Annotated in this window: 13 protein-coding genes and 1 pseudogene; 9 read left to right on the top strand and 5 right to left on the bottom strand. The window is 53.1% G+C overall.

Annotated features, from left to right (window positions below; genetic code table 11):
• Window positions 1-86: 86 nt before the first annotated feature.
• Window positions 87-1,037, top strand: coding sequence for an iron exporter MbfA (gene mbfA / locus PsAD37_RS08680; RefSeq protein WP_244272500.1), 951 nt, complete (start codon window positions 87-89; stop codon window positions 1,035-1,037).
• 78 nt (window positions 1,038-1,115) lie between these two features.
• Here the strand turns inward: mbfA and PsAD37_RS08675 are convergent, their stop codons facing one another.
• Together PsAD37_RS08675 and PsAD37_RS08670 are read right to left on the bottom strand one after the other, a co-directional pair.
• On the bottom strand, window positions 1,116-2,165 hold the full coding sequence (locus PsAD37_RS08675; protein WP_244272499.1) for a TIGR03032 family protein: 1,050 nt from the start codon (window positions 2,163-2,165) through the stop codon (window positions 1,116-1,118).
• Between the two features lie 150 nt (window positions 2,166-2,315).
• Window positions 2,316-4,670: an autotransporter outer membrane beta-barrel domain-containing protein gene (locus tag PsAD37_RS08670; RefSeq protein ID WP_208991781.1), complete on the bottom strand. Its 2,355-nt coding sequence runs from the start codon at window positions 4,668-4,670 to the stop codon at window positions 2,316-2,318.
• Between the two features lie 732 nt (window positions 4,671-5,402).
• Here PsAD37_RS08670 and PsAD37_RS08665 point away from each other — a divergent pair.
• From PsAD37_RS08665 to PsAD37_RS08635, 8 genes and pseudogenes are all read left to right on the top strand, one after another.
• Window positions 5,403-6,419 carry a cytochrome-c peroxidase gene (locus PsAD37_RS08665; protein ID WP_063295801.1) on the top strand — a complete coding sequence of 339 codons (1,017 nt, stop codon included), beginning with the start codon at window positions 5,403-5,405 and terminating at the stop codon, window positions 6,417-6,419.
• Window positions 6,420-6,430: 11 nt separating this feature from the next.
• The gene (locus tag PsAD37_RS08660) at window positions 6,431-8,110 is read left to right on the top strand and encodes a methyl-accepting chemotaxis protein (RefSeq protein ID WP_063295800.1); all 1,680 of its coding nucleotides are present in this window, start codon (window positions 6,431-6,433) and stop codon (window positions 8,108-8,110) included.
• Between the two features lie 181 nt (window positions 8,111-8,291).
• On the top strand, window positions 8,292-8,699 hold the full coding sequence (locus tag PsAD37_RS28690; RefSeq protein ID WP_208991780.1) for a hypothetical protein: 408 nt from the start codon (window positions 8,292-8,294) through the stop codon (window positions 8,697-8,699).
• 12 nt (window positions 8,700-8,711) lie between these two features.
• Window positions 8,712-9,521, top strand: a pseudogene (locus PsAD37_RS08655) (HlyD family efflux transporter periplasmic adaptor subunit); the annotation flags it as partial.
• Window positions 9,518-10,693: an FtsX-like permease family protein gene (locus PsAD37_RS08650; protein ID WP_063295799.1), complete on the top strand. Its 1,176-nt coding sequence runs from the start codon at window positions 9,518-9,520 to the stop codon at window positions 10,691-10,693. The pseudogene PsAD37_RS08655 and the gene PsAD37_RS08650, both read left to right, overlap by 4 nt.
• A 12-nt stretch (window positions 10,694-10,705) precedes the next feature.
• The gene (locus tag PsAD37_RS08645; RefSeq protein WP_063295815.1) at window positions 10,706-11,422 is read left to right on the top strand and encodes an ATP-binding cassette domain-containing protein; all 717 of its coding nucleotides are present in this window, start codon (window positions 10,706-10,708) and stop codon (window positions 11,420-11,422) included.
• 266 nt (window positions 11,423-11,688) lie between these two features.
• Complete coding sequence (locus PsAD37_RS08640; protein WP_063295798.1) at window positions 11,689-12,150, top strand: cytochrome c; 462 nt, start codon at window positions 11,689-11,691, stop codon at window positions 12,148-12,150.
• A gap of 3 nt (window positions 12,151-12,153) precedes the next feature.
• Entirely contained in the window at window positions 12,154-12,759 is a 606-nt protein-coding gene (locus PsAD37_RS08635) for a cytochrome b/b6 domain-containing protein (protein WP_063295797.1), read from the top strand.
• A 53-nt stretch (window positions 12,760-12,812) separates the two neighbouring features.
• On the opposite strand, the gene PsAD37_RS08630 is transcribed toward PsAD37_RS08635, so the two are convergent.
• The 3 genes from PsAD37_RS08630 to PsAD37_RS08620 all read right to left on the bottom strand — a co-directional run bounded on the left by PsAD37_RS08630 (window position 12,813) and on the right by PsAD37_RS08620 (window position 17,398).
• Window positions 12,813-13,904 (bottom strand): DUF2235 domain-containing protein, encoded by a 1,092-nt coding sequence (locus tag PsAD37_RS08630; protein ID WP_063295796.1) that lies wholly within the window; start codon window positions 13,902-13,904, stop codon window positions 12,813-12,815.
• Window positions 13,905-14,096: 192 nt separating this feature from the next.
• Window positions 14,097-15,167 (bottom strand): ABC transporter ATP-binding protein, encoded by a 1,071-nt coding sequence (locus PsAD37_RS08625; RefSeq protein ID WP_063293066.1) that lies wholly within the window; start codon window positions 15,165-15,167, stop codon window positions 14,097-14,099.
• Window positions 15,168-15,190: 23 nt separating this feature from the next.
• Window positions 15,191-17,398, bottom strand: coding sequence for an iron ABC transporter permease (locus PsAD37_RS08620; protein ID WP_063295795.1), 2,208 nt, complete (start codon window positions 17,396-17,398; stop codon window positions 15,191-15,193).
• Between the last annotated feature and the right edge of the window lie 66 nt (window positions 17,399-17,464).

The following is a 17,464-nucleotide window of genomic DNA, read 5'->3' as shown; positions in this document are numbered from 1 at the left end:
AACCGCCTGTTTGCAATGAAATCTGCTTAGGATCTGCGCGAAATTGCGAAATAGAAAGTTCATGGATGTTGTATCTGACGTCACGCATGCGATTTTCTGACCTGAGCGAGCAGCAGGTGCTGGCTCTTGCCATCTCGTCAGAGGAAGATGACGCTCGCATCTATCGGGGGTTTGCAAAACGATTGCAGGATGATTACCCAGGAACCGCCGCCGTCTTCGCTGACATGGCCAATGAGGAAGATCAACACCGGATTTCGCTGATCGAGCTGCACCAAAAACGCTTCGGCGACACCATCCCTTTGATCCGCCGCGAACATGTCTCCGGGTTTTATGCCCGAAGCCCGCTCTGGCTGTCCACACAGCTGACGCTCGATCAGATCCGTCATATCTCCGAGAACATGGAGACGGCCTCCCGCACATTCTACGAGAACGCCGAAAAGAAGAGCACGGATGCAGATACACGGCGCTTGCTGGGCGACTTGGCAGCGGTGGAAGCTGATCACCAGAACAAAGCCCGCACCTTGTCACAAACTCATCTGGCCTCAACGGGAGAGCAAGAGGAAGAAACCGCACACCGCAAGCTGATCCTGACCCTGATCCAGCCGGGGCTTGCAGGGTTGATGGATGGCTCCGTCTCCACACTGGCGCCCGTGTTCGCAACAGCCTTTGCAACAGGCAACACATGGACCACGTTTCTCGTTGGCCTTGCAGCCTCCATCGGCGCGGGTATTTCCATGGGCTTTACGGAGGCTGTCTCGGATGACGGGCAGATTTCCGGACGAGGCTCGCCTGTCTTGCGCGGCGTTGCGTCCGGCGTGATGACAGCTCTTGGTGGGCTGGGCCACACCATCCCGTACCTGCTCAGTGATTTTTGGGTGGCCACGTTCATTGCGTTTTTCGTTGTGGCGGTTGAGCTCTGCGCGATTGCGTGGATCCAGAGCAAATACATGGAAACGCCGCTCTTGCGGGCGACGTTTCAGGTTGTTCTCGGCGGCTCACTGGTGTTTGCCGCCGGTGTCATTATCGGCGGAGGTTAGACCTGCTCCGCTGGCCAAGGTTATCGCAGTAAGCTATGAGATGCTAACTTCTTGCATGTAGCCATTAATCCGTTCAAATTACGCAATTTCCGTTTGTTTTGAAGCGCTGGCGATTGTGCGCAGGCTACTCATTTCTGAGGACGTCGGCGAGGCGCCGGACGGCAAACGAACTCCCGGCAAAGTGCAAACATCAAGCATTTCCTTCACCACACCTCTAAACCGAATCCATTCCACCACATCCCCTGTGGCAAGGTTGATGACCTGCACGCCGCACCATGGGTCTGCATCGCGTTTCTTCAACTCCTCATCCAACGGCAGGCCTTTGAATGAACCGTCACCCGGCAGGGAGAGGCCAACGATGGCATGATTGTTGTGAAACGCCAGTCCACGTGCAAACCCCGGCAGGAAACAGCGTGGCTGAAATGTGCCGCTGGCAAGGTCAATAGTGCCAAGATAGCCCGTGCCTGAGTTAACCACCCACAGCTCACCCTCATGCCAACGCGGTGAGTGCGGCATGGAGAGTTTTTCGGTAATGACTTCATTACTGGTAATATCGATCAGACAGCCGCCTTCCTCCCGACGGTCCCGCCACCCGTTGATCACATCTGCCCGGCTGACCATGGTCACATAAGCTGGTTTGCCATCCCTAAGCGCAATGCCATTCAGATGACATCGATCCTCAGCAGCGTGTTTGGAGATGAAGTCAGGTGTCCACCAAGGGGCAAAGGAGTGGATGGAATGCAAGGTCGACAAGCAGGAGTACATGGTGTTTGCGAACACGATACCACCATCGTCTGTGACCACGATGTCATGAATATCCAGATCACCCGTCGTATGCGCCACACGAGGTACATAATACTTGTCTGCATCCCCAACGCGTTGATCGTCCTCCAGAATATTCTCAAACCGGATCACCTGTTTGGCCGTACCAAGGATCAACCGTTGTGGTTCTGCCCAAAGGCCCATAGCACGACCCGTGCCGATGGCATGAAAATGAATACCGCCACTGGGTTTGACGCCAACCAGAAACAGCTGCCCTGTTTGATAGGAGGAAATGGCAAGCCAGACCTGATTGGTGCTGAGCCAGATCGCCATGCCACGAGAGCACGAGATATCGTTGGGCTCCAATTACGCCACTGGCTCTGCATTTTGCGCAGGATTGTGTGTTGAACCAGCCATCTCATCCCCTTTTAGATTACGCTTGCAACAATCTGGGACTATAGGCCCATCCCGCAGGAGGGGCCTCAGCGAGTTATGAAGGCTCGATATCTACGAGGCTTAGAATTTGATCGTAAAATCTAACTCGATAACATGAATGGTCGCGTTGTCACCAAACTGACCATTGTATTCTGCGTTTACAAAGAGGTTGTCAGCCGCACGGGCATCAAGGCCAACTTCCAGCTCAGATGCATCCTGCGAGATTGGTGCCCCATCCACACCAAAGGCAGTGCTGCCCGCAAAGGCCAGCAAGGCCGAAGGATCAACATCTCCATAGGCATGTCGCCAGCTGAGGAAAGCATTGACGTTGAACAAGTCATAGACGTTATAAGCACCCCGCACACCCAGATTGGTGAAGGTGCTGTCAAAGCTGCCACCCTGCTTGGTTAAGGCCGCAGTTCCGACATTCTCCGCAAAGCCATCTGTGTGCACATCGATATAGGAAACGCCAAGGAAAGGCTCAAACGCGAACGCCTCCATCACAGGAAACTCATAGTTGGCCTCGGCATAAAACTGCCAGCCGCGACCTTTATAGCTGCTGTGCTCACGCTCGTTGATGGTCGAGAAGTCCACCGTTCGCGACCCTTCAAGGAAGTGCCAGTTGTAAATACCCGCCAGAACAAAGCCGATATCTTTGGCCACCGTCTCTCCATAGATTCCGATGGACCATGTTGTCGCCGATCCGCTGGAGGAGCGCGCATCCTGTTTCGCATTGGTGCGGCCATAACCACCCAGAACACCCGCGAGCGTTTCCTCGGCAAATTCCCGGTCATACCCAAAGAACAAACCGCCCAGACTGTTGTCCAATGACGCAGTATCACTGGTTCCAAACGTGTTGGACCGTGCCCCGTAACCAATGCCCCAGAAGTCGTTTCGGCGGTCTTCTTCCAGCTCCATGGGATCCTCAGGCACAAAAGCTGTTGAGATGGAGCCGAGCGATGCATCAGCATTGCGGATACGGTTGTTGATCAAGGCCATCCGGCGATAATTGTTCTCAACCAATGCCCCCTGGATGGAGGCATAGATTTCGCCTGGAATATCATCATAAGCCGCACGCACCTCTGCTCCGTTGGAAAGACCGAGCAAAGCCTGCGGCAATGGGTCTGAAAGCGGCAAGCTGTCCAAACCTATGCAAGCCACAGACCGCTGATTTTCGTTGCTAGCAAAGCCACAAAAATTATCGGCAATAGCAGTCGCAGGCAGGTTTACGAAATTGGCACCATAGGACAAACTCCAATCAATAAACAAGGTGTCTTCCACACTATCAAAATCACCTGTTATCACGGTGCTCTCGATACCGCTTTCGCCACCCGGAGAAATAAGACCGGCGTTTGTAAGCATGTTACCTGCCCCAAGAACAACCGAGGTTCCTGAGTTAAAAGTTGCGCCACTCAGGTTGTTGAAAGCGTTGGTGCCAGCATCCAGATCAATGCCATTGGTTGACGTCAGCGTGCCGGAGTTGTTGATGGTATCATCTCCACCTCCTCCCTTGATGTCATCCGACACACCAGTGATTGAGTTGGTGCCGTTCAAGGTAAATGTGGTGACACCCACAGTTTGAATGTTGATACCAAACGACTGTGCATTGATGGTGCTGTTGGTCAGGTTGACCTGAAAGGTACTCACAGGTGCAAGGCCATCTGAAATCAGTATCCCATCCGAGTTTGTGCCATTGGCATTGATCGTTCCACTGTGTGTCACAGTCGCGGTGTTCTCGGAGTACACCATGATACCATACGCGGCGTTGCCGCCTGTGGTGATGGTACCATTTTGGTCGATCGTCACCGTTCCAACGCCGCGAGCGCGTGCAAAAATACCGCGCGAGTCGTTACCAGTAGTGGTCAACGTTCCGACATGCGTGATGTCAACATCTCCCGTCCCATCAGAACGCGCAAACAAGGCTGTACTTGATGTGTCCGCTGTATCCACATTACCGGTCTGCGTGATGGTTATGGCACCAGTACTGCCAGCTTGCGTGGTCGCATAGATCCCTTGAGCATACATATTGCCAGTCGTGGCAATATCACCAGTATGGGTGATCGTAATCTCTTCAGACAAAACAGCTTCAATACCTCGGCTGTAATAGCCATCCGTTGTAATATCGCCGGTATAGGTGATTGTTACTGCATCAGCGTTCCTCACCTCAACACCAGAGGCGTATTGGCTTATTGTCTGAATACCACCAGTGTGCGTAATGGAGACATCCCCGCCAGCTGGCTCCACCTCAATTGCGTTCCGGCCATCTGTCGAATTGATAAAGTCACCTGTATCACTGTTGATCGTGATATCGCCGTTGGATTCAAATAAAATGCCTGAAAGAAAAACGGAGGGTGTGATGTTTGTCGTGACGTTTTCGATGATCAGATTAGTGTAAGTTCCTCCCGCTCCCCCGTCGATATCAACCCCAACTGACAAGTCACCCGATTGATCCGCTGATGGAACATTGAGGTTGGGGCGACACAGATTGCGCACGCGCTGGCATGATTGCCACGCTCGGCAGCACAATGATGGCCGTGGAAAGAAGAAGAGATTGATAGAAGCCACCAGAACACAACAACCGTGCCGGCTTGAAAAATGTGACGCCGCCGCTCATTTAAACCCTTAAGACTACAAAAACTAAGGCACTTAAATCTCTCAAGATATGCCGAGTACTTGTCTCTTTCGTCTGACAGTGTGTAACTATGCTAAACAGATACACGTCAACGGGTTCACCTGAACTGCGAATGGATGCCATTGATAAGCGCAGACAAGCGATTTCGTTAACAAAGAGTTAAGAAGGGGCAGTAGCGAGGCATACTCTTGTCACAAGCTTTGAAAAGTGGGGGCACCGGTTCAGCTGGATTCAACTGACGAGGGACATAAGAGATTCTTAGCGGAGTCAAGCTGTAGAACTTACCCTTACATGCATGCGCTGAGCATATTGAGGACGCTCCAGAGACACTATTGCGCCAGTTCAATACGCGTTTTGCAGGCAATAAATGCTTCGTAACTCACTGTAGAACCGCAATTTTTGGAGTCATCAGTGGAAAGCCACTTAAACTCACATCACATATCAGTGAAGGTGCCTAATCAAAACAATCGATAAAGCATTCATTAACCTCTCTTCGTCTAGGGGATCTCCCTTATATTTGCTTAGGGGAGAGCATCATGTCATTTCTAGGAAGAGTTGCAGGCTATGTGTCTGCTGCCGTTGTGTTGGGGCTGACCTCATCTCCCTTGAGTGCTGCAGACATCAATTCGCTGAAAGAGCAATATCGCCGACCATTGGAAATTCCGTTTCCGGAGAGCGCACCATATTCTCCGCAGATGGCAACGCTTGGGAAGATGCTGTTCTTCGATCCTCGCTTGTCTGGCAATAAAAACATCAACTGCGTCAGTTGTCATAACCCATCCTTTGGTTATGAAGTGCCTGTTCCGACTGCTGTTGGGTCAGCCAACACTCTGCTTGGGCGTCAGGCTCCAACAGTCCTCAACGCTGCCTGGGTTGCACCTATGTTTTGGGATGGCCGTGCCGAGACGTTGGAAGAGCAGGCCGCTGGACCGATCACCAATCCGGAAGAGATGGACGGCAAGTTTGAAGCCATCGTCGAGATCCTGGATGAGATCCCCGGTTACAACAAATGGTTTGGCCTTGTCTTCCCGCAGGATGGCATCACACGCGACACTGTACTGACCGCAATCGCCACGTATGAGCGCACGGTTGTTTCCGGCTGGTCTCCGTTTGACCGTTGGGTTGAAGGAGACGAGGGTGCGATCTCAACCTCTGCAAAACGTGGGTTTGAACTGTTTAACAGCAAAGGCAATTGCGCAGTCTGCCATAGAGGATGGAACTTCACGGACAACAAGTTTCATGACATTGGCACACCAACCGAAGACATTGGCCGCGGGCTTTATGAGGAAGACAATCCCAAAGCTCAGTTTGCTTTCAAAACTCCGGGCCTGCGCAATCTGACCTACCGTGCGCCATTCACTCACAATGGCAGCATTCCTGATCTGGAAACCATGATCGCGCATTACAATGCTGGCGGCATTGAGCGTCCATCCCGATCCGAGCATGTACGTCCGCTTGACCTGTCTGAACGGGAAGTTCAGGACCTCAAGGCATTCCTTGTTTCGCTCACCGCCGAGCGGACTGAAACACCAATGCCAACGCTGCCAAACTAAGGACCGGATCCATGACTATTCGTAGTAAAATCTTCATTCCGATCCTGAGCCTCATCATTGTCGCTATGGCGCTGATGGCATTCCTCGTCTGGCAGGCAGCCGAAGGCCGTGAAAATCTTGGTCGTGTAACGCTGAAAGCGCTGGAAGCACAGCGCCTTTCCTTCACCATTGTCAACCACTTCGAGCATGCCAAAGAAGTTGTCGATACAACTCTGGCCATGACCACTTTCATTGAGCCTGAAGAATTTCGCCGCGAGTTCAAAGACATCAACGCGTCTCTGGGTATGGACATTGAGGAGACGTTAGAGGTCGCGCTCAATGACGAGATGCAGCAGGCCGTTGTTTCAGCGCAGACCAGCTTTAAAAACTGGAGTAAAGATGCGGCTATCCTGCTGGGTATTACACCATCCCGCATGATCCCGACCAAAGAGAAGATCGAGCGCCACAATCAGGCACTTCGGGCTTCCATCAACGCGATTGTATCATCCACCGTTACCGCCAGTCAGTCAGCACTTGCGCAGGCCAATGCGGATGCACGGCGGCTGAACATCATTTCCCTCAGCTTTGCGTTGATCGCAGGTCTTGGCGGTCTTGGCTTTGCTCTCTGGCTCGCCAACAGCCTCAGCAAACCAATCGTCTCGCTCACCTCCAAGATGGATGAGCTTGCCTCCGGTGCGGTTGATGTGGACCTCAATCTTGCCGCCCGCAAAGACGAAATCGGCAAGATGCAGGACGCGGTCATGGTGTTCCGAGAGAACGCAATCGCCCGCCGTGAGCTGGAACAGCGCGCCAAAACAGAGCGCTCCCGCGAGCAATCGCGCCAACAGCAAAAAGAAGAGGTTGTCGAGCAGTTCCGCGTGGTTCTGGAACGCAATGTATCCATGCTTTCCAACCAGTCCATGGAAATGCGCAGTTCCTCTGAGCGCTTGTTCGATGTGGCCAATCAGGCAACCCAGCAGGCCAACAGCGCAGGCGAAGCCTCTGCCAGCGCGTCACAAAACGTGGAGACCGTTGCAGCGGCAGCGGAGGAGCTGTCTGTTTCTATCCAGAAGATCTCCAGCCAATCCACACGCGCCAATACACTGGTGAAGTCCACCTCTGAAATCGCGCAGACCACGGACAATGAAGTCATTGCCCTTGCAAAGTCCGCTGAGCAAATTGGCACCGTTCTAAACCTCATCCGCGACATCGCCGAGCAAACCAACTTGCTGGCGCTCAACGCAACCATTGAGGCTGCACGGGCAGGGGACGCGGGCAAGGGCTTTGCGGTGGTAGCCACAGAGGTGAAAACTCTGGCAAGCCAGACAGCGCACGCCACCGAGGAGATTTCGGCGCAGATCAACGGTATTCAGAGCTCCACGCGCAGCACAGTCGAAGCCATTGGCTCTATCACGGCGGCGGTGAAAGAAATCAGCGAGCTGACCTCCTCAATCTCTGATGCCGTTGAACAGCAGCAAATGGCAACCGCAGAGATCGCCCAGGCCGTTCAGGCAGCATCCGACGGAACTGCATTGGCCGCCAGCAACGTTGTTTCCGTCAGCGGCGCAATCAACGAAACAACCACTGAAGCCGGAGCAGCCAACAAGTCCTCAGCCTTGCTGGAGCAAGTCACCAACGACCTCTCCGCCGAAGTAGACACCTTCCTCACCCGCATCGCAGAAGAAGACACCCAACAGGCAGTCCGAGCTTAAGTGCAACACATAAAACCTGAACTGCTGTAAAAGGCAGTTCAGGTCCACCTCCAAGTCCACCCATCGCACCCAAAACGCAAATTCCGCCTGTGTTACAAATCCGTACAATTTTTGGGTTGCGTGATTTTCATATTAGAATATATGAATGTACTAATTAACAAGTCACAGCAGAGGTGGTCCTGTGACCCATCACAACGCGCCAAACAAAGATTTGCCTTTGGAAGACACTGGCATTTCGTCTATTTCCGGCAATGCTCGCAAGGGCTTGCCGTTCAAACGGATTATTCTGTTTGTCCCTGTCTTCATCGCCATCATGTTCACTGGTGGCGTCATGGGCATGTATTTCCAACCCGCTGGCCTGCGCCTGTTTTATGAGATGACGGGGCTGGTGCCGGGCGGTGGAAGCAATCAGAAAATTGCAGTTCCAATCAACACGACAGTGACCAAAGAAGACATTAAAGCGCTGGAAGCTGGCGCTGTGGTGGCACTTGGTAAGCTGATCCCAAGAGACGGTGTTTCAACCATCGCCTTGCCATTCGGGGCAGGGGATGCCCGCATTGCGGAGTTGCCAGTCTCAGTCGGTGATTAGGTTGAGACAGGTACTGTGCTCGCCTCGTTGGACAATCGCCCTTCGCTGGAAGCCAGTGTGGAGGCAGCCAAGGCGGAAATCGCGGTTTCTGAGGCATCTCTCCGACAAGTACAGCTTTCCATCACTGCCAGTCAGGTGGAAAATGAGGCTGATCTGAACCGTTCCAAAACCAACGCGGATCTGGCACAGGCGGAACTTGAGCGCACCAAGTCTCTGTTTGCCCGCAAAGTCGTCACTCAGGCTCAGTTGGACCGCGCAGAAGCTGAGGCTGAAAGTGCATTGCTGGATGTGGCCCGCAAGGTCGCAACCTTGCAACGCTACAGCGGTTCAGCCGATATCTTTCAGGCCGATGTGGAACTCGCCAAGCGCAAGTTGCACTCCGCTGCAATCGCTTTGCGCACTGCTGAAGTAAATCTCGAGAAATCCGTTGTCCGTGCACCATTTGATGGCGCTGTACTGGATCTGTTAGTGCAGCCCGGTGAACGCCCGTCTTCTGCTGGTCTCATTGAGTTTGGCAACACCCGCGAAATGACAGCGGAAATGGAGATTTACCAGAACCAGATTGGGCGTTTGAACATCGGCGATGCCGTCATTCTGTGGGCTGAAGCCTTAACACAAGAACTGCGTGGAACCCTGACAGAGATCGGGCTGATCGTCGGACGTCAGAACATCATTAGCGTCGACCCAGCTGCAAACACGGATGCACGTGTGGTGACAGTTGTTGTGACGTTGGACGAGACATCATCTGAACTGGCAGCCAACCTCACCAATCTGGAGATCCTCGGTTACTTCCAGCCAGCAATCGACGAGGCATCCAAGTGACCCGGTTTCTCACATGGGTGCTGGGCCGGTTGCCCATTGGCTGGCTGCAACTGACGCACAACAAAGGCCGCTTTGCCGCTGCGCTGGCTGGTGTCGCCTTCGCCAACGTATTGGTGTTCGTGCAACTTGGTATGATGGGGGCTCTGACTGGCTCCACGTTACAGCCCTATGAGCTGTTTGAGGCGGACATTCTGATTTCCGCGTCTGATGCCAAGTCTCTCACCGAAGGCGGCAATGTTGCCCGAGTGCACATGCTACAAGCGCTGACCCTGCCAGAGATTGCAGCAGCAGCTCCTGTTTATATCGCCAAGGTGGATTGGCGGGTGCAGAAAGACCAGATCGCCGGTTTGCAACTGGTTGGGCTTCCCATTGAGGCCATTGACTTCATGGCACCAGTGTTGCGCCCTCAGTTTTTGCAGTTGGCTTTGCCCGATACTGCACTGGTAGACCGCAAAACACGTGGCGGAACAGAGGAGTTCTTCAACTCCCTCTCACCGGAAACACCTGCTGTGTTTGAAATGAGCAACCGTCAGATCAAACTGATCGGCACTTTGCAGATTGGTGCTGGGTTTAGTGCCGATGGTAATCTGGTGATGTCTGACCAGAGCGTCCTCCGGCTCTCACCCTCCCGCAGTTCCGGTGCGCCAGACCACATATTGCTGAAAGTGCAAGAAGGCGCTTCTGTTGAGCGAGCGGTTGAACTGCTGAAGCAGGTATTGCCGACAGATACCCTGAGAATCCGCAGTTTCGCCAAGGCGGCATCAGATGAACAGGCCTACCAGACCTCAGAAAAGCCAGTCGGCATCATCTTCGGGTTTGGCACTATCATCGGTGTGCTGGTGGGCATCGTCATCGTGTATCAGGTTCTCAGCACTGATGTGGCCGATCACCTGAAGGAATATGCCACCTTCAAGGCAATGGGGTTCAGTGAAGGTTTCTTCCTCAGCATCATCTTTGAGGAAGCCATGGTCCTTGCTGTGCTTGGGTTCTTCCCCGGTGTGTTTGCTGCCATGGGCATTTACAAGATGCTGGCATTGAAATCCGGTCTCCCGGTGGGACTCACATTGGCACGAGCGCTCATTGTTTTCCTCGGCACGCTAGCCGCCTGCGCACTTTCCGGCACCATTGCAACGCGTCGATTGGCACATGCTGATCCAGCTGACCTATTTTAAGGGGAGCAGATGATGACATACACACCACATGCTCCAATCAGTGTCTCCGGTCTCAATCATTGGTTTGGCGAAGGAGAAGCCCGTAAGCAGGCTATCTTTGATGTAAACTTCGAGATCGAAAAAGGCAGTCTAACCGTGCTGATGGGTCCGTCCGGGTCCGGCAAAACCACGCTGCTAACGCTTATGGGTTGCCTCCGTGATGTCCAGAAGGGCCAGCTCGCCTTGCTGGGTCATGAACTACATAGCGCGGACGAGACGATGAAGATCATGTTGCGGCGGCGCCTTGGCTTTATTTTTCAAGCGCATAACCTGCACGAAAGCCTGACGGCGACCCAAAATGTTCTGATGGGGTTGCAAGTTCACCAAAACGGCGTGAAGGCAACAGTCGATGGAGCGCAGCAAGAAAAGGCTGCACGGCATATGCTCAGCATTCTGGGACTGGAAGATCGCAGTGACTATCTGCCCGCTCACCTTTCCGGCGGACAGAAACAACGCGTTGCCATCGCACGCGCGCTCGTTTCCTCTCCAGATATCATCTTTGCAGATGAGCCGACGGCAGCTCTGGACAAGGACACCGGGCTCACAGTGGTCAAACTGCTCAAAGAGCTGGGCGAAAAGCGCGGCATCACGACGGTGATGGTGACACATGACAACCGCATCCTGCAATTGGCGGACCGTATCCTGACAATGGATGAGGGCCATTTAATTGAGGAAGCCGTGCCTGCATGACCTCTCCAACCTCAACTTGCAAGCATCCGTTACACCTTGCGACAAACTAATACAACATTCCCGTTGAAGCGATATTTGACTCAACTATTCTAATCGAAAGCAAGCTCAAATCCGCCTTGTACGGATATATACATAACTAGACTAGGCAGAGATAAGAAATAGACGCTGTCACCTTATACAGTGCCAGAAGATTTATTTCGAACAGAACAACCAAAACAAAAACACCCCCATCAAATACTAGACAATCACCAAACACGGAGAAATCCATGCGTAAACTATTGATCACTGCGCTGGTCGCTATGACTGCAACTTCAGCTTTTGCGGCTGACACAACCAAAGACGATGCCGTAGACGCCCGTCGCGCTTACTTCACCTTACTTGGGCATGATATGGGCGCTCTGGCAGCCATGGCAAAAGGCGAAGTTGAATACAGCCCAGAAAAAGCCAAAGCAGCTGCAGGCAACATGATGACAGTTGCCAGCTACAACGCAGCTGGCCTTTATGTTCCGGGCACTTCAAACGCTGATCTGCCTGGTAAAACCCGCGCACTTCCAGTCATCTGGGAAGATATGGCAGGCTATCAGGCCAAGGGAAAAGGTTTCTATCAGGCGCTTGTTGCCCTGAATGACGTAGCTGGCGAAGGTCGCCCTGCACTGGGCAAGGCACTCGGCAAACTGGGTGGAACCTGTAAAGGCTGCCACAAAGAATTCCGTGCGAAGGACTTCTAAAAAATGACGGTTGCGAGCACTGATCAATCCATGGAAACGCAGGAGAAAACAGGAGCCCCTGTTTGGGACCTGCCACTGCGCCTGTTCCATTGGCTTTTCGCAGGCTGTGTTGCCGCCGCATGGGGTTTGGGCAAATTTGGGCCAGATGTTATGACGCTGCATTTCTGGTTTGGCTATGCAGTGCTCGCCCTCATTGCTTTCCGACTGGTTTGGGGTTTCATCGGCTCTGAGACAGCTCGTTTCTCAAGCTTTGTTTACTGCCCCAAAGCACTGTTTTCCTACATTGCCAAACTGCCAAAACGGCATGCAAGCAACTGGAAGGGACACAACCCCCTTGGCGGCCTGTTTGTCTTCCTTTTGCTCGGCGTTATTGGAGCACAGGCAGCACTGGGTCTGTTCTTGGACCCGGAAGATTACATCAATGTGGGGCCGTTGGCTTCATGGGTGGGCATCGACAGCGCCCGCACCGCATTGGCGTGGCACGGCATTCTGGCCCGCGCAACGCTCATTCTGGTGGTTCTGCACGTGGCGGCGATCTTCTTCTACCGTTTGTGGAAGCGGGAAGATCTTGTCACCCCAATGATCACAGGCTATCAAAAAGCCAAGTGATCTTCGCAATAAATCAGACCGGGGCAGCAACATCTGCTCCGGCTTTTCTTTGCCTAAGAGGTTTCAGTTTCCCGTGCCTTAGCCGTCCGTTTGATCGGCGGCTCCTCAATTGGGTTATTTTCTATCATCCAGGGTTTGTAGCTGATCTCCGTATTGCTCGCCCGCTTAAGCACACTCGGATGAACGTGCGGTTGCCCGCGTTCTCGTGCGTTCAGATCCAGCCGCGGCCACATTCTTTGCTTCACTTTGTAGATGTACTCAAAGATGCCTTCACGCGGATTGTGGATCGTGCCTGTCTCATCCGGATTCAACTTGGCAACCAGCGCTTTGCGACTGCTTTCATGAATGCGCAAACCGTTTCGTTCTGCGTGCTCCAGCATCCAATTAAATGTGATGTCTGAAAGTCGGGAATCCTCATAACCACCGCCAACATCGGTGTGCACACCTGCAAACCAGGTTTGCTGCATGATCTGGTTTGGCGCGGTACTCTCATTCCACAGGACAGGATGGAACACCTCACGCTCATCATCAATGGATAAGGCATGGTAAACATTCTTCACGGCTGCAGGCAATGTCAGGTCATGGAACTCATGTTTGAAGCCGGGGAGCTTGTTGACGGCAGCGGAAAGGGGTTTCCAAGGCAGCCCAAGCGCTGCGACCGTATCCCACACGCCGATAAACTCAATGTCTGCCCACATATTGTGGTGCTTTTCGCGAAATTCCTGTGCTTTGGCTTTTCGCGCATGACAATCACTGATCTGGTAAATCTTGTAGGCTTTGGCGATCAGTTCTGGTCGGGATTTGGGTAGGATGCCGAACATCTCGATGAAGCCTGCAAGGCTGCGCACGGTGGTGGTGGCGCGGCTGAAGCCGAACAGATAGATTTTATCCTTGGCCTGATAATTCTCGAAGATGAACTGATAGCATTCCATCAGGTTCTTGCTGATGCCAAGCCCGGTGGCATTGCCCAGTAAACGCGTAACACGAGAGCGGTGCGCTTTCGTGCCCAATCCGCGATCATAAAACAGCACTTGCCGTTTGGTTCTGTTCTCGCAAATCCTGAAGAGTTTATAGACGTTCGTGTCCGGGCCTTCGCCGCCCTCCTGACCGGTTCCGTCTGAAAACACCACTATGTTCTTTGCCATGGCCTACCTCCCAAAACTGCAGTGTCACTTAAACTTAATCAGCAAATACAGGTAAGTACAGTTTATACGGGTATCTACACCTCATGCACCCCACACATTCTCATGAGCCAGACAAAAAGAAACCCGGAGAGGGGGATCTCCGGGCTTCTGTTTTAGAAGAGAGGGTTCGGATGGAGGTGGCCGTCCTAGCCCTTATGCTTCTGGCAAAAAGGCCAGCCCCTCTTCTTTGAGGTGGATGAAGGCTTCTGCACCTGTTGGAATGACCGTTGCACTCAGGTTGTGATCAATGGCGAACAACTTGCCAAATCCAGTGTTGAGGGAGTACTGGATCTGGTTGCCGAGATAAGCTGCGTAAGCAATGCCCGCAGCGATGCCATTGGTCCCATCTTGTGTAACGGTGATGCCTTCTGGACGGATCGCCAGCTTACCGTGCTGACACGCCGGACCAGAGTAAGGCAGAACAACAGAGGCCCCACCAACTTTCAGTGAAACTGTGCCTTCACTGAAACCTGCAATCTCACAATCCACCACGTTTGCATCACCAATAAAGTCGGCAATAAACGCGGAATTCGGCTGGTTGTAGAGCTCTCGCGGAGTACCAGACTGTGCAATCTCCGCTTTATTCATCACGATGATGCGGTCAGAAACAGCCATCGCTTCTTCCTGATCGTGCGTCACATAGACAGCGGTCAGGCCAAGCTTCTGCTGAATTTCGCGAATCTCTTCACGTACATGACGACGCAGTTTCGCATCAAGGTTGGAAAGCGGTTCATCGAGCAACAGCACTTCCGGTTCCAGCACAACAGCGCGAGCAACTGCCACGCGCTGCTGCTGACCACCGGAAAGCTCACTTGGTAGGCGCTCGCCGTAACCAGCCAGACCAACCATCGCTAAGCCTTCTTCTGCTTTGGCTTTGGCTTCCTTGGCAGGCACCTTATTGACGCGCAGGCCGTAGGACACGTTGTCGACCACGCTCATATGCGGGAAGAGTGCGTAGGATTGGAACACCATGGACACATTGCGGTACGTTGCGGTCAGGTGAGTGACATCCTTACCACCGATGTAGATGGTGCCTTCAGTTGCGGCTTCCAACCCGGCGATGAGACGCAGAGTGGTAGTTTTTCCGCAACCACTTGGGCCGAGCAGAGTGACAAGCTCACCCTGCTGGATTTCCAGGTTGAGAGGCTTCAGTGCGGTGACAGAACCGTATTTTTTGACGACATCCCGGAACTGTACAGAGCCTGCTTTTTGCATAATAGACATGATTTACTCCAGAAACTCCAGGACTAAGCTGAAGCCAGCTCTTTGTTTTTGTTTGAGGTTTGCAGACGGTTCTGACGACGCAACTTGCGCTGCCCAATGACGACCTGCAGCAGTAGGATTGCCACCAGCATGGTGATGATCAGCACAGAGGAGTACGCAATCGCGATACCGTACTCGCCATGTTCAACACGGCCCACGATGAACGAGGTTGCCATGTTGTGGCGCGCACTCACCAGGAAGATCACCGCACTCACAGAAGTGATTGCACGAACGAAGCTATACGCCAGAGCTGCAAGGATCGCTGGCCCCATCAAAGGCAGGATCACCTTGCGAACAGTGGTGAAGCTGTTTGCTCCAAGCGTGATGGAGGCTTCATCAAGGCTCTTATCCAGCTGGGACATAGCCGCGATACCACCGCGCACACCCACTGGCATGTTACGGAATACGAACACGATGATCAGGATGATACTGGTGCCAGTCAGCTCAATTGGTGGTGTGTTGAAGGCCATGATGTAAGCCACACCAATCACAGTGCCCGGAATTGCAAAGCTGAGCATTGTGCTGAACTCAAACAGGTTCTTGCCAGCAAACTTCTGACGCACCAGCAGGTAGGCAGTGAGCAAACCAACGACAGCGGTGAGTGGAGCCGCGATAGTGGAGATGGTGAGCGTGGTGAAGTAACTGTCCCACGCCACACCCGTCCAGCGGATATCGTTATTGAAGCTGACGGAGAATGCCCGAATGTAGTGATCCAACGTGAAGGTGTTATCGTAGCCCCAAAGCTTCACGAAGCTGCCGAATACGATCATGGAATAGACAACAGCGGTGAACGCTGCCCATGGCAATGCAAAACCGTAGCATGTCCATTTAAGCGCAGAGTTCAGCGGCGAATGCTGGCCGGAATCAGCCTTGCCTGTCACAGTCGCATAAGATTTTTTGCCAAGCCACAAGCGCTGCGCCACAAAGGCAGACAGGGTGAGCATGAGCAAGACGACAGCCAGAACAGCCGCTCTGGATGGGTCAGCCACAGCACCGACAATGGCGAAGTAGATCTCAGTAGACAGGACGTTGAAGTTGCCACCCAACACAAGCGGGTTACCGAAGTCGGCAATACTTTCAATGAAGCCAAGCAGGAAGGCATTTGCCAGACCCGGACGCATCAGAGGCCATGTGACGTTCTTAAAGGTCTGCCACTGGGATGCATTGAGGGTTTGAGAAGCTTCTTCCATGGATGGGCTTACGCCCTCTACCACACCGATGAGCACGAGGAAGGCTATCGGCGTAAAGGAAAGCAGCTGCGCGAGATAAATGCCGGAGAAACCGTAGAGCCAACGGCTTTTCGAGATATCAAAAACATCATGCAGCACATCTGTCACTACACCTGCCCGACCAAACATAAGGATCAGCGCCAGACCAATCACAAAGGGAGGAGTGATGATTGGAATGATGGTGAGAATGCGCAGCAGTTTTTTCGCAGGAAACGCGGTTTTGGTTGCGACCAGCGCAAAGGCGAGGCCGAGGAGGGTTGTACCAGCACCAGTAAGCACTGCGAGAAAAACGGAGTTCCAGGCCGGACCGCATGTTCCGCCACCAACAAGGCAGGCAAGGCTCCAGATATCTCTGGAAAAGAAACGCCCGAAGAAGGCAGTTATGTCGATGCTGCCATCTGACACTTGAAAGGCGCGGATGAGGATTTGGGAAACCGGATAGAAAACAAAGGTAATCACCAAAGCAATAATGAGGCCGATGCTGCCAACGATGAACGCATCACCGCGGCCCTGACCAAGACCAGAAATGCTTGTGGTGAGGATAAAGAGGAGAGCCCCAGCGGTGATCATCGCCCCAGAGCCAAAGCCAACCTGACCTGCTGCCGCTGAACCGAAGTTGAGGGCATCAGCGAACAGTTCCGGCCCGACTCTGCCAATTGCAAAGCCCTGCGCAAACAACAGAGCAAGGTCTGTCATAGACAGAATAACAAGGGCCTTTGCCCGGGTTCGCTCATCTTTCAGCAAAGCAAACGACAGGCCGATACCGACGAATGCCAATGCTAATGGAACAAACCACCAGCGGCCATAAAGCAGAGCTTGGAAGAGGGCAGGTGCGGCGTCTTCGCTAAGGAACTCGCTGAACAACCAGCTAAAAGACCAAAAGCCGCTTTCTACTGAGTACCAGGGAAATATGCAAAATCCCACTATTCCGGCGGCGAGCCAGAGCGCAATTGTCTTTCGCATGATGTTGATCCGAGAGTTTTGTATTGGCGCGAGCGCGAATACGATGCAACGCGTATGGGGTGAAGG

The organism is Pseudovibrio sp. Ad37 (assembly GCF_001623075.1).
Lineage (GTDB): Bacteria > Pseudomonadota > Alphaproteobacteria > Rhizobiales > Stappiaceae > Pseudovibrio.
This window is presented reverse-complemented; position numbering and strand designations above follow the sequence as displayed.

What these genes read in the sequence shown, in the direction of transcription:
- mbfA (WP_244272500.1), top strand. Translation starts at nt 87, where the DNA reads ATGCGATTTTCTGACCTGAGCGAGCAGCAGGTGCTGGCTCTTGCCATC.
- PsAD37_RS08665 (WP_063295801.1), top strand. Translation starts at nt 5,403, where the DNA reads ATGTCATTTCTAGGAAGAGTTGCAGGCTATGTGTCTGCTGCCGTTGTG.
- PsAD37_RS08660 (WP_063295800.1), top strand. Translation starts at nt 6,431, where the DNA reads ATGACTATTCGTAGTAAAATCTTCATTCCGATCCTGAGCCTCATCATT.
- PsAD37_RS08645 (WP_063295815.1), top strand. Translation starts at nt 10,706, where the DNA reads ATGACATACACACCACATGCTCCAATCAGTGTCTCCGGTCTCAATCAT.
- PsAD37_RS08640 (WP_063295798.1), top strand. Translation starts at nt 11,689, where the DNA reads ATGCGTAAACTATTGATCACTGCGCTGGTCGCTATGACTGCAACTTCA.
- PsAD37_RS08635 (WP_063295797.1), top strand. Translation starts at nt 12,154, where the DNA reads ATGACGGTTGCGAGCACTGATCAATCCATGGAAACGCAGGAGAAAACA.
- PsAD37_RS08630 (WP_063295796.1), bottom strand. Translation starts at nt 13,904, where the DNA reads ATGGCAAAGAACATAGTGGTGTTTTCAGACGGAACCGGTCAGGAGGGC.
- PsAD37_RS08625 (WP_063293066.1), bottom strand. Translation starts at nt 15,167, where the DNA reads ATGTCTATTATGCAAAAAGCAGGCTCTGTACAGTTCCGGGATGTCGTC.
- PsAD37_RS08620 (WP_063295795.1), bottom strand. Translation starts at nt 17,398, where the DNA reads ATGCGAAAGACAATTGCGCTCTGGCTCGCCGCCGGAATAGTGGGATTT.